The sequence below is a fragment of the Nonlabens dokdonensis DSW-6 genome (assembly GCF_000332115.1).
In the GTDB taxonomy this organism is placed as follows: Bacteria; Bacteroidota; Bacteroidia; order Flavobacteriales; family Flavobacteriaceae; genus Nonlabens; species Nonlabens dokdonensis.
The window spans coordinates 2,155,072-2,168,129 of sequence record NC_020156.1; the positions used below are offsets into that span (position 1 = coordinate 2,155,072).

12 protein-coding genes are annotated in these 13,058 nt (G+C 34.1%); 5 read left to right on the top strand and 7 right to left on the bottom strand.

Annotated elements, in window-relative coordinates; translation table 11 throughout:
* Nucleotides 1-7 precede the first annotated feature (7 nt).
* Nucleotides 8-931, top strand: coding sequence for a GYDIA family GHMP kinase (locus DDD_RS09465; RefSeq protein ID WP_111474705.1), 924 nt, complete (start codon nucleotides 8-10; stop codon nucleotides 929-931).
* A 285-nt stretch (nucleotides 932-1,216) separates the two neighbouring features.
* Here the strand turns inward: DDD_RS09465 and DDD_RS09470 are convergent, their stop codons facing one another.
* The 7 genes from DDD_RS09470 to DDD_RS09500 all read right to left on the bottom strand — a co-directional run bounded on the left by DDD_RS09470 (nucleotide 1,217) and on the right by DDD_RS09500 (nucleotide 8,967).
* The gene (locus tag DDD_RS09470; protein ID WP_015362618.1) at nucleotides 1,217-3,328 is read right to left on the bottom strand and encodes a peptidylprolyl isomerase; all 2,112 of its coding nucleotides are present in this window, start codon (nucleotides 3,326-3,328) and stop codon (nucleotides 1,217-1,219) included.
* Nucleotides 3,329-3,533: 205 nt separating this feature from the next.
* A complete protein-coding gene (locus tag DDD_RS09475) occupies nucleotides 3,534-4,805 on the bottom strand; it encodes a hemolysin family protein (protein ID WP_015362619.1) in 1,272 nt (423 codons plus the stop codon).
* Nucleotides 4,806-4,807: 2 nt separating this feature from the next.
* Nucleotides 4,808-4,999, bottom strand: coding sequence for an LPXTG cell wall anchor domain-containing protein (locus tag DDD_RS09480; protein WP_015362620.1), 192 nt, complete (start codon nucleotides 4,997-4,999; stop codon nucleotides 4,808-4,810).
* Nucleotides 4,996-5,586 (bottom strand): LPS export ABC transporter periplasmic protein LptC, encoded by a 591-nt coding sequence (gene lptC, locus DDD_RS09485; RefSeq protein WP_041567065.1) that lies wholly within the window; start codon nucleotides 5,584-5,586, stop codon nucleotides 4,996-4,998. The genes DDD_RS09480 and lptC overlap by 4 nt, the downstream gene beginning before the upstream one ends.
* Entirely contained in the window at nucleotides 5,586-6,950 is a 1,365-nt protein-coding gene (locus tag DDD_RS09490; RefSeq protein ID WP_015362622.1) for a tetratricopeptide repeat protein, read from the bottom strand. The genes lptC and DDD_RS09490 overlap by 1 nt, the downstream gene beginning before the upstream one ends.
* A gap of 20 nt (nucleotides 6,951-6,970) precedes the next feature.
* A complete protein-coding gene (locus tag DDD_RS09495; protein ID WP_041567066.1) occupies nucleotides 6,971-8,236 on the bottom strand; it encodes a hypothetical protein in 1,266 nt (421 codons plus the stop codon).
* Nucleotides 8,233-8,967: a type III pantothenate kinase gene (locus tag DDD_RS09500; protein WP_041567067.1), complete on the bottom strand. Its 735-nt coding sequence runs from the start codon at nucleotides 8,965-8,967 to the stop codon at nucleotides 8,233-8,235. The genes DDD_RS09495 and DDD_RS09500 overlap by 4 nt, the downstream gene beginning before the upstream one ends.
* 276 nt (nucleotides 8,968-9,243) lie before the next feature.
* Between DDD_RS09500 and DDD_RS09505 the strand changes: the two genes are divergently transcribed.
* The 4 genes from DDD_RS09505 to DDD_RS09520 all read left to right on the top strand — a co-directional run bounded on the left by DDD_RS09505 (nucleotide 9,244) and on the right by DDD_RS09520 (nucleotide 12,858).
* Nucleotides 9,244-10,572, top strand: coding sequence for a tyrosine-type recombinase/integrase (locus DDD_RS09505; protein WP_111474706.1), 1,329 nt, complete (start codon nucleotides 9,244-9,246; stop codon nucleotides 10,570-10,572).
* Between the two features lie 3 nt (nucleotides 10,573-10,575).
* A complete protein-coding gene (locus DDD_RS09510) occupies nucleotides 10,576-11,439 on the top strand; it encodes a hypothetical protein (protein WP_015362626.1) in 864 nt (287 codons plus the stop codon).
* Between the two features lie 106 nt (nucleotides 11,440-11,545).
* Nucleotides 11,546-11,884, top strand: coding sequence for a helix-turn-helix domain-containing protein (locus DDD_RS09515; RefSeq protein WP_015362627.1), 339 nt, complete (start codon nucleotides 11,546-11,548; stop codon nucleotides 11,882-11,884).
* Nucleotides 11,881-12,858, top strand: a complete 978-nt coding sequence (locus DDD_RS09520; protein WP_015362628.1) for a hypothetical protein — start codon at nucleotides 11,881-11,883, stop codon at nucleotides 12,856-12,858. The genes DDD_RS09515 and DDD_RS09520 overlap by 4 nt, the downstream gene beginning before the upstream one ends.
* Nucleotides 12,859-13,058: the final 200 nt, after the last annotated feature.

Genomic DNA, 13,058 nt, shown 5'->3' on the forward strand with positions numbered 1-13,058 from the left:
GAATACCATGGCAACCAAAATGACCAAAAAATATACAGCTCACGGGAAATTTTTAATTACCGGAGAATATGCCGTCTTAGATAATGTGCCAGCACTGGCAGTACCTTTAAAATTGAATCAGTACTTAGAAATCACCGATCGAGATGATCAAGAAATCACTTGGAAAAGTTATAATAGTGATGGAGAGTTGTGGTATCAAGTAGTTACTAATGTTCATGACTTGTATTCCGATTGTATCAATTGTGATAACCCTATTACTTTTAAACTGAGTGAGATTTTAAATACGGCGCTGCATCTAACTTCAAATAAGTCTTTAAGAGGTTTTGATGCGGTGACTACTTTAGATTTTGATAGAAAATCAGGTATGGGAACTAGTTCAACATTAATATCATGTGTAGCTCAATGGTTAGGCTGTGATCCTTATCAATTGCAATTCAAGTGTTTTGGCGGTAGTGGTTATGATATTGCTTGTGCAACTGCTCCTAAACCCATTATCTATAATTATAATAACGAAGAGCCGTTTTTTAATGCAGTAGATTTTAATCCCTCGATAAAAGAAGAACTGTTTTTTGTTTACTTGAATAGGAAGCAAAACAGTCGAGACTCCATAGCAAAATTTGATAAGGGACTTTTAACACAATCCTATCGAGAGGAACTAAGTAATATGCCCAAAGCTTTTATAGATGCTTCAGACGATTTGTTGATGTTTGAAAAATGTATCACACGACATGAAGAGATGATCTCTGCAGTTGTGGGAATTGCTCCTATTAAGCAGCAGCTGTTTGATGATTATCAAGGAGCAATAAAATCTTTAGGCGGTTGGGGCGGCGATTTTGTTTTGGCTACTGGTGGACTTGAGCATCGTGAATATTTCAAGAACAAAGGATATGAGATTATTATTGAGTGGGATGATGTGGTTTTAAATTACTAGATGAAACCAATAACAATATTAACGTGAGTTCAATCTAAAAAAGGCTGCAATTATATATTCATCAATGAGATATTAAATAAAGAGTTGAGAGGTCAGTTTGAGCGCAATCGAAAACGAGAAAATATAGTTAATCTATACACAGTCTCGACTGCGCTCGACTTGACAGTTTTTTTTAATGTTTGAAGTTCAATTATTTATTTATGACGTTAGGTTGAACTCACGTTGTTACCTATACAAAAACGCCACTCAGTCGAGTGGCGTTTTTAATTTATTGTATACTACCGATTAATAGAAAACAGCTCTATTATCTTCTATCTCAACAGATTTTTTCAATGCTTCTACTAGTTTAGAAGTAGATTGATTTGCTGCTTGTGTAGCAATTGTATTTGCGTTAGAAGTATAGTTTTGTAAGTCTGGTGCTGTTTCAATTGATGTCACTTTAATTACAAAAACACCATTATCACCAGCAATAGGCTTTGAAGTGGCGCCTTGATCAAGACCAAAGGCAGTACCTACTACTAGAGGCTCTTCTCCTACGCCAGGAATAGTTGGGTTCTTACGGTTAACATTGGCGGCACTTTTCATGGTTTGACCTTGATTCTTTGCAATTTCAGAAACTTCGCTAGCGTTGATCTTATCCATAATCAGCTTTGCTTTTTTCTCCTTTCTTAAGATAGGAGCAACTTTTGCACTAGCTTCTTCACTTGACATGTTACCAGCTGCACTTTTCTTGTTCAGCTTTACGATTACATAACCTTGAGAAGTTTCAAATCGCTCTATGTCTCCTACAGCTCTGTCTTCATTAAATGCCCACTGAATGATTCTTCTGTTCTTACCTATTGTAGGTAATGTCTCATCAAGTGGTTTTAGATTGTTTACTGGTGTAGAAGTAACACCGTTTTCTTTTGCAAGAGCAACAAAGTCTCCATCTTTTGCTGCTTTCTGGAACTTCACTGTTTTAGTAAACAATTCTTTTCCAGTTTTCTTAGATGCGATAACCTTTTTTGCAACGGTTGCAAGCTTAATAGCATCTTTAGGAGCTGCTACATCATCTATTCTAATAATATGATAACCGAATGCAGACTCTGCAATACCTACAGTTCCTTCTTCATTCTCATATAGAAACTTAGTAAATCCAGCAGCGTAGTTTCTTGCATTACCTGAATAAACTACCCAACCGATGTCTTGTCCGTTTGCTACTTCCTTATTCTCTTTGAAGTATTCAAATTTTGTGTCAAACTTACTTTTGCTTTGACCTATAAGTGCAAAGATGCTATCTGCAGTTTTCTTTGCAGCCTCTTTATTTCTTGTAATAGTAGGTTCAGCTCTTTGAGCACCTTGATACGCAATAAGTATATGTCTGTTATTTACACTGTCATTAATGACTTTTTTATCTTCAACTAAAGATAACTTCATGTACTCACCATCTTCATAAGGTCCATAAGTGTTACCTTTTTCAACGTTAGTTGCTGCTTTTGCAGCTGCAGGAAGGTTAGAAACCATTACATAACGATCGTCGTAAGGTAAATCGCTGTTTTGGGCTACGTAAGCATTTAAGTCTTCAGCTTCTGTGATAGCAGGAACTGTATAGTCCTTTTTAGTATTTAAGTTACGCAAAGTTTGCTCGCTTAATAATTTGCTTAGATCTGCCTTGTAAGAATCTTTATCCTCTTGTGACGCTTTGTCTTCAAAAAGCACAAATTCAATATCTCTTTGTGCTTCTACTTTAAATTGCTCTTTATGCTTACTTACATAATCACTGATTTCTGACGAAGTCACTTCAACTAGGCTGTCTGCAATAGTAGTGTAAGGGATATTTACATAAGAGAATGAACGGTTGTCATTTTCCATTCTGTATTCCATCTCACCATCTGCATTTGTAGCGATAAGTCCAGACTTCAGCAGATTGAAAAATTGTTCTTGCTGTGCATTAGTCGCGGTACCAGCGATAAAATCATTCCATGCTGCGCCGTTTGATTGTTTAATATTTGCTACAAAAGTTTTGAATTGAGACTCATTAAACGATCCATCTTCATTTTGAAATTGTGGATTACTCTTGTAGTTTGCTTTTACAAGTTCAGCAACTTTTTCATCGGTAACCTTAATTCCTGCAGCCTCTATTTGTTGAGCTAAAACAGCATTACGTACTTCTTGATCCCAAACTGAATTTACAGCTTGAATTTGCGAGAAATTTGCTCCTCTGTTTTGAGATGCATTTTCTACTTTTCTGGCAAAACTCTCACGATCAATCTCAGTGTCTCCTATGTAGCCTACTGCATCGTCTTGTTTTTGTCCGTTAGAGGTGAGAACACCTTGAATAATGAAAGCAAATAATGCTAGCGCAATTACTAGAATCAAAATAACTCCTTGATTTCTAATTTTACCTAATACTGCCATTGTAAATTTTTTAATTTTTTAATGAGGGCGAAAATAGTGTTTTCCACCTAATTAATAAAGCATGCTACCGCATTAAACACGGTTTTAATGATAATTTTTAATAGAGTAGGGAAGATGATGATGTTTCCGCTTTCGCGAAAGCGGAATTATAATCCAATTAGAGAGGATTAAACCATATTAAGAGAGAAAAAAAGTTGGGTAATTTTTACTCTGGATCGCCCAGTGTCAAATAAACCAAGTCAATTTTATTATCTGACTTCTCTAGGATCTTATAGCTGTTACCATTGATAACAACAACGTCTCCTTCTTCAGGAATACCAGCAGTCTCGTTTACAATTAAGCCACCTAAAGTTTCATATTGATCGCTTTCTGGAAGGTCTAGATTGTAGTTTTCATTGATTTGATCTACTTCTAGTCGAGCGCTCAGTTTGTACTCATTTTCATTAATTTGATGATCGATCAATAAATCAGAATCATGCTCGTCTTCTATTTCTCCAAAAAGCTCTTCGATGATATCTTCTACAGTAATCAGACCACTGGTACCACCATATTCGTCAAGAACTATAGCAATACTTTTATGGCGTTTTATAAGCAGGCTTAAAACGTCTTTTGCAAGCATTGTTTCTGGAACATTAATCACATTTCGCTTTATTTTTTCTACGCTTTCTGGAGATTTAAATAGATCAAAACTGTGTACGTATCCGGTAATATCATCGATAGTATCTTCATGGATCAAAATCTTAGACAGTCCAGTAGCTACAAATTTTTTATTGAGTTCTTTTACATCGGTGTCTTGATGCACAGCAATCATTTCTGTTCTTGGAACCATTACTTCTCGAGCTTTAAGACCTCCAAAGTCCAGTGCGTTTTGAAAAATTTGTATCTCGGTATCAATGTCTTCTTTAATCTCTACACTTTCCATTTGCTCTGTAATGTAATTTCCTAGTTCTAGCTTAGAAAAGCTCAATTGCAATGCATCACCGCTGGATTTAAAGAAGGTTTTTAAAATAAAGTCTGAAATTAGAATACAAAATAAGGAGACCGGCCAGAAAATTAGATAAAAAATATAGGCAGGAATAGCAAAGAACTTCAATAGCTCGTTAGAGTAAATCTGGAAGAAGACTTTTGGTAAAAATTCTGCAGTAAGTAGTATAATTAAAGTAGTGAGTGCTGTCTGGACTAAAAGGTTATTGAGTACATCAGCATATTCTGGAAATACTTGAATTAAATGGGTGCTGATCAAGGTTTCCATAGCAAAACCATAAACAACTAGCGAGATGCTGTTACCTATGAGCATGGTAATAATAAACTTAGAAGGGCGAGCGGTAAGATTGCGTAAAACTCGACCTATAAGATCGTTTTGCCTTTTTTCTAATTCAATATGTATCTTGTTTGAAGAAACATAAGCGATCTCCATGCCTGAGAAAAAAGCGCTGAGCACGAGCATCGTGATGATGATAAGTATTTGAACGAGCATTTCTATTTGTTGCGATCTTCAAATCTACGACGAAATCGTCTCTTAAAGAAGAACATAAATATAGCAACGGCTGCCATTCCAAAAAGCAGGTAAGCCTGATTGGGGTCGTTCCCTAATTCATAAAAGCCAGTAATCACAAAAACTACAGCAAAAATTAGATAGGCGTACTCGAAGTATTTGAAGAATTTGCTCATTTATTTTGTTTTGGTACAAAGGTATCATCTGGATCTCTAGCAATCAATTTTTTTAAATTTTCATTTGCGTCAAGAACGGTTCCTGTTGTTTTACCTATGTTTTGATTGTCCTCACTATTTACAATAGAGGTTTCAAACTCTTGATTTGTAAAAATCCATTTTGCTTTTTGATCCCAGTAAAGCTGGTCGCCCATAAAAATGTTGCCATCGCTGGTAACAATCTTTACGTTATCACGCAAGTCGATAAGATTAGTCTCGTCGTACAGAGTTCCATCGTCTGCTGTGATAGTAGTTAGATTAGTTTTGTTATTAGCGTATTGATAAACTTTTACTTCAATTCCATCAGGAAATTTAGTAAAAGGGAATTCATCATTTGAAAAATCCAGCATTTTTTTTCCTTTAATGCTTAGTTTTAATAGGCCGCTATCGGTATGTTTTAAAAGCATGTTCTCTACTTCACCTACTGGCTCGTTAGAGGCGATTTCCATCTTTTGAATTTCCTTTAGGTTATCCTCACATGATGCCAAAAAACAGATCACGGCTAGTGCCGTGATCGTGAATTTGAATATGTGAAATAAAGATTTCATTAAAAGTTAGGAATAGTTACTGATTCTCCTACCCAGCAATTGAAAGTGATTCTGTCTCCAGAATTGTAACTGCTATTTGAAAAGACATCTCTTTTTCCAGGCGCCGCAGCGTTGTAGTCATCTCCAGCCTTGTTAGCACTTTTCTTTATAGAAGGATCAACTCTTGCAGCCTTGTAAGCATATCTTGCAGCTACCCAGTTTAAGGCTCTTTTTTCAAATGGATTTGAGCCGCAGCTCGCATTACTTCCAGAAATCATACCAGCTATTTGAAGGTATGGTGCTCCAAAAGATGGTCTCAACTCAGTTGCAGATAAGTATGCTTTTCTAGCACTACCGAATTGTCCTTTACTTTTATAGATATTACCTTTTTTGTAATAGATTGTTGCTTTATAATCGTCACCTATTCCTAGTTCAATTGCTTGATCCCAATATTGCATTTTCTCAGCAGTAGTCTCTGCAATATTACCTAAACCATAAGCTGTTTTAGCACTAGGGTTTATTACGTGGAGTGCTTTTACAGATTTGATATAAAGAGGAGCGTCAGTACAATCTTTCTTTTGAAGTCTTACTAAAACGTTGCTCAACCAATCTTTATCAGATTGATTTGCGTCAAATTCTGCATCATAAAGTGGAATCAATTTATCGCAATCAGCAAGTTCACCTAATGTTCCATTTACACTACCCATTACGATACCATAATTTTTTAGGTTAGCTTCTTGATAGCCTATAGTTTTTTGTTCTTTTTCAGTAAGCTCTGTTGTTTCTTGCTTTGTCATTAAATCAGCAACCACTTTAGATCTTTCATCTTGAAGCGCCTCAATATGATTAGTTAATTTATCATAGATATCAAAAAGTCTTTGAAGATCCATTTTATTACTATTGTACTGTTTCTCAGCTAAAGAGAAATAAGTCATCATCCCATTAGGGTCAGTAAAGTTTTCTTGATCTGTTTGAAACAATCCATCTAACATGTTGAATTGCTCTTCAATAGAACCTACTTTATACTTTTGCATTGTTCTAGCTATCTCAATTTTTTTTCTAGTAACATCTACTTTATCTGGATAGTTAGAAACCTGGGTATTAAGCATTTTAAGTAGACCATCTACATTGTCTTTCTGTTCACCTATTTTCTTTTTTATCCTATGCTCATAGATTTTTTCTCCATATTGATATATGGCAGCACTCGCATCAGGACATTTTTCAACTAATTGAAGTAGCTGTTTGTGCGCTTCTTCATAATTTTTGGCTTTAGCATTTTCTGCAAATAAGCTTAAATCGTTAGCACATTGTGGTGATACTTGCGCTTTCGCGAAAGCGAAACTAAAAAAGCTAAGCGCTATTATAATTGTATTTTTAAGTTTCATAATAATGATTTGAATTGTTCTTAATTATATTTTCTCTTGATAAACCAAACATCGTTAAGTGATAAACCTATGGAAATATTAAAAAATCGTTCTCTAATTAAACCGAAATCTTCTGTACCTCGTTGTCCTATTTCAATACCTACGTTTGCGTTTGAAAAACCTGATCTATTGCCGATTGGTAATCCTAATCCAAAAGATATGCCAAACTCATTAATGTCTGCAGAATTTGCTCCATCTCCACTTACTTCTAGTCCTAATTCCTCAAATCTTAATCCACCTCTATAAACTACACGATCCCAATAACTAGTGACACTATTATAGTTAGGGATGTAAAAACCACCAGCTCTAAAAGTGGCAGCGTCCTTAAAAGTGGTTCCAGAAGGGGCAAATGATCTAGAGGTAATGGCACTACTACCGCGAGTTGAATATTCTATTCCTGCATTCCACTTAAGCGGTTGTCCAACAGTTAAACCGAATGTTAATTCTGACGGTAGTTTGAGTTCTTGCTCATCAAATTCTGATGCTCTTCTACTAACGGTGAATTCATTAAAATCAGCAGATAGACTGAAAGTGGATAAGCTTCTTTCGTTTTTTGCATTCAAATCGCTCTCTGGACTATATACGGCGCTGGCTTGTAACTCCAGTTTATTAGTGATCATTTTTTGATAGTGTAGGCCTAAATTAATAGAGGCACCACTAAAATCAGTTTCGTTAGTTTCATTAGTACCGAACTGCAGTCCAGCTAGGGCAACACTAGAACCGTTTGTTTCCTCACCAAAATTATATCTAAATTCACCACCTATGCTTAACGCTGGTGTAATTTTATAGCCAAAACCTAGATAGGCTCGATTGATACTTCCAGTTCCAGTAAATCTAGAATATACGGTTTCTGTAATGCTACCTATTTCATAACCTACCGAGTTGAAAGGTACTAGGCCAAACCCAAAAGCTGCTTTTTTGCCCAAGGGAATACCTATGCTCACATATTCTATCGTAGTAGCAGAATAGGTATCGCTTTCTGTTTCAGTAGACGCCCAAGTTTCAGAATGAACTGCTCCTAACGCGTAAGTAGTAACTCTAAGGTTACCATAGGCAGCAGGGTTTCTCAAATTTATGTGAACACTGTCTACGTAAGTAAGCATGCTTCCCATACTACGATTTTCAATTGTGCCTTTAAATGTTTGTTGCCCTAAACCAAAGAAGGAGTAAGGTGATGAAGTGCGTGATTGTGCAAAGCAATTTATGCTTGTAAAAATTACTATCGCAATTACTAAACTTCTTATCATAGGTTCTTATTAAATAGGTATAAATTATAGATGCCGTAAAGCATCAAAAAAGGCGTGGCAAAGAAACGGTTTTTTAGTTGTTTTACCAATAGCTCGCTATCGCCTCCAGTTATTAATACTTTTAGGTCTTTATGTGCTTTTCTATATTGTTTTATGGCTCCTTTTAATTCAAGGGTCATTCCGAGTACAACTCCACTGTGTATCGAGGTTTCGGTATTGTAACCTGTAATATTTTTAGTGGGTTGAGGTTTTAATAACGGTAGGTTTTCTGTAAAATTATGAAGCGATTGATAACGCAACTGTAATCCTGGGGAAATAGCTCCGCCAAAGTAGTTTTTATCACTATCTATAAAGTCGTAAGTAACGCAAGTACCAGCGTCTATGACTAGTAGCGGTGTGTTGTTGCCTTCGGTAAACAAGCCTCCAGCAACAAGAGCTATACGGTCGTTACCCAATGTTAAGCTTTCATAACGATTGTTAAATGGAAGTTTTATTTGATGATTAATCTCAAAAACTACTTCAAAATTTACTTTTAAGAATTCTTTTAGTTCGTATGGAAAATCTCCTACATTGCAATAAGCAACTTCTTTAATATCTGGATAAACTTGCTTAAGATTTAAAATCTCATTTGTGAATGTAGATACATCTGAGCGTATAAGTTTATACACGTTTAAATGATCCATTACAGACAGTTTTATGGAAGTATTACCTATGTCAATTACTAATATCATCTAGTTATAAAATAGAATTGTAAAATACACTTCTTAAAACAAAAAGCCCGATCTTCAGATCGGGCTTTTAGTGGTACCTCCAGTACCACGTTAAATCCAACCTTGTTAAACGTAAATGAACTCAAATATACTAACAGTAGCTTATTGAGTCTTACACAGCCTTAATGTCAATTCTTTTTAATATCACAGAAATTTATAATTGCTCATCAATTGTTGTCCCTTTTGTTGTCTCTGATCTCTCAATAGCTTATCTTTAGTAATCTAAAAAAATATAAAGTGAGTAAAGTCAAGAGAACAACTGGTTCGATAAATTTCCGATTAAAAAAGGGTGCAAATATAGAGCAATCAATCTATATGGACTTTTCAAACGGTAGAGATTTTCGTTTAAAATATAGTATCGGATATGCAATTGATCCTAAGTATTGGGATTCTGCGAAAAAAAGAGTGAAGAATGTCGCTGTCGTTAGGAATAGTAATGAAATTAATGACTTAATGAGAGATTTAGAATCAGAGACTTTTGATTATGTGTCTGATTGTGACTCCAAACAGATTGCTTTTACTCGCAATGATTTAAAAGAGCATCTTAAACGATTTACAAATAAGTCTAGTGAGATTATTGAAGAGCAAGAGCCAACAACTTTTTTAGAATTTATCGAGAGTCACATCAATAGAAAAGAAAAAGAGCTGCCTGTTTCTAAGGGAAGGTCAATAAGTGCTACTGTTAGTACTTACAAGCAGACTCAAAACCATCTCATACAATTTGAAAAAGAGTCTGGTTATAAACTTGATTTTAATACTATTGATGAGGAGTTTTACTCAGAGTTTTTGGACTATATGAATAATAAAACGTATGGGAAGGATGATGATAAGTATTATAGTATCAATACTATTGGGAAACAGATAAAAAACCTTATTGGGTTTATGAATGCTGCATTATATGCTGAGTTACATACTAATTTCAAGTTTAAAAAGTTTAAGGTTTCTAAAGAAACGACTACGGCAGTTTTTCTAACAATGGATGAACTGATAACACTCTACAAAACTGAATTAGATAAAACTCATTATATTTTAGCAAGAGATGTATTCTTAATTGGTTGTGAAATTGGACAGCGTATTAGCGATTATCACGACTTAGCAAGTCAAGAGATTCAAATTAATGATGGGGTTAATTACATAAAGATTAAACAAGAAAAGACAGGGAAAGAAGTCCTATGTAGAATTACGCCTGTCATCCAACAAATCATGGATGATAGATATAATGGCGAATTACCACCTAAGATTGCTCCTCAGAAATTGAATGATTATATTAAAAAAGTAGCTCAAAAAGCAAAAATCAATCGAAAAATAAAAACTGAACAGACAATTGGAGGTAAAAAAATTACAAAATATACTGAAAAGTACAAACTCATAATGAGCCATACAGCCCGTAGAACCTTTTGCACACTTAAATATAAATCTGGTATGGATGTCCATCATATTATGGAGTTAAGTGGACATACTACAACAAAAGAGTTTTTAAAATACATCAGAGCTCCTAAAGACGATATAATAGCTCAAATAACAAGCACGAAAGAGTTTGAAAGCACTTCTATACCTATTGAGTAAATCATGAAAATAAACAATGATATAGACCATAACCTTGACTTTGACTCTTTAGTAAGGAATTTATTTTGGATTGACTCTGACATTAGACTGATTTCATTTTTTACCTCTTTATATTGTCTTCCTATGCCGATAGCAGGTTCATTGGATACAATAAATCCTTCATTGTATAAAAAAATACTAGAAGGTAGAATGATTGAGGAAATGCTTGCTGAGTATGAGAAAATGGAATCACAAGTTATTTTAGAGTGTCTTTATAGAAAGTATAGGAGAAGGTATATGAAGGCTGAATTCATAAATAATCTAAGAGATTTCAAAATCAGGTTTTATCAAAATAAGAGTTTGAAGAAATCAACTTTCGCAAATGAGTATATAGAGGAATTAATAGAACTTCAAGAGAAAATACATAAACATATCTCTAGCTATGGTAATTCGTTTTCTGAGATCAATCAAACTCATTTTTCTTTGAATCCGATGAAATTATATGACATTAGAGGGCTTAGGGCGGACTTAGTAAATAACAATCTTATTTCACCGAAGACCAAAACTGTCAATCTTCGACAAATTTTTATTTATCGAAAAAACCGAGTTCAGATTAATTGGATTGGTGGAAAAAATAAACTCGCTTGTTTTTTAAAGTTAATGAAAGGTAAAGATGCTTTTTTAAATAACTATATCTACTCAATAGCTAAATATATTTTTACCATTGAGGGAAACAAGATTGACAATCTAGTTCATCCAAAATCTAAAGACTATAAAAAGTATAGGGATAATATATCGGCTTTAATAGACCAAAATATATGTCTAAAAGATAAAAGGAACCGATCGTCTTTTTTATCTGACCAAAAGCAAAGTATTAAAAATCAGTAGTTAATGTGATTTTAGCCATTGGTCTTCCCCCCGAACTATTAAATTTTTTAAAATTCACTCTTGTCTGATTGAATAGTTTTGTACCATAATTTAAAAACAATTTATTATGAGCGAAATCGCTATTTCCCGACAAGGGACACAGAACGCCATCAATCTTGTGATTGACTCAATGGCTCAACTATTTTCTGAAAGAGTTTCAGAGAAATTAAAAGAAACAGGTTTTTTTCCTGTTCAAGAAATCGAGGTCAAAGCAGAGTCAGACCCAAACGAAGATGAACTTCTTAAAGTCCAAGATGTAATGGACATCTTAAAGGTCAAAAAGGGAGCTATTTATGATTGGAGAAAAAAGGGGATTCTTGTCCCTGACAGTTACGTAGGTCGTTCTCCTCGTTACAAGAGAAGTACCATAAACGATTATGTAAACACTAAAACTCCAATGATATGATTGACTATTTTAAAGGTAGGTTTACCTACAAAAATGAACTAGAAGAACTACTGAGGGCTAACAAATCTCTTGATTTAAATCAGAAATTTAAAGTAAACGATTCCAGTATAGAGTACCCTTTAAAAACTAATATTCAAAATTTAAGTATAAAAGTTTATGATGGGTATGCCTCAATAGAGCACTCACTACATACGTTTTTTAATAAAACTATTGGAGATGGAGTTGAAAACTCAAATGACTTTAGTTTCTGTGATTTACAAGCTAGTCTTGATAGGCTAGAAGAAACACTAGGTTATGACTTAGGGGATATAAGTTTAAATGTTCTGGAATTTGGATTAAATATAGATTTAGGAATTAATCCATCCCTGTTTTTAGAACGTTACGTTTTAATGCATAAGTTGAAAACCCCTTGCTATGATCCTAAGAATAACAAAAAAATGCGAATTAAAAAATTCACTTATGAAGAGTATGAGATTAAGATTTATGACAAATCACTACAGTTTGCAGGACTAATAAATAATCCTAATATTCTAAGGGTTGAAGTGAAGTATAAGACTAAAAAGCAACTTAATCGTTTAGGTATTTATAACCTTAATGACCTAAGAAGGTTTGATTGTATTCGTGTTTTATATCATGATTACTTAAATAAACTTAGTCACTTAAACATTGTAGATCGTTATGATGGAAATAGGCTAATGACTAAAAAACAATCAAATGAAATTTTGACTTATACACATCCGTCTTATTGGATTGATACTAGAGGTAATTTCAGTGCAAGTACTTTTCAAAAAAGGAAAGAAAAGTTTTCTAAACTTGTCAAAAAATTCAATTTAGATAGTTGGAAAAGTGAACTGTTTAAATTTATAAAAAGTAAGTTTACCCATTTGAGCTATTCCGATTGTGAAACTTATGATTCTGCTCCATTCCTTATGAATGATGAGTACTACTATTCCGATAATGTATTAATAGGATAAATGATATTATTATGCCAAAGGAATTAAAGCAATCCCTACTAGAAATTGAAGGGGTCATCAGAGTTGAATCGTATAAAGGGTTTAATGATAAAGGAACGATTAAATGTAAATGTTCCAATTGCGAAGTAAAAATCGATTATGGACACAATTACATTTTAAAAGATGAATCGAAAATTATGATATGTTATTATTGTAATAAG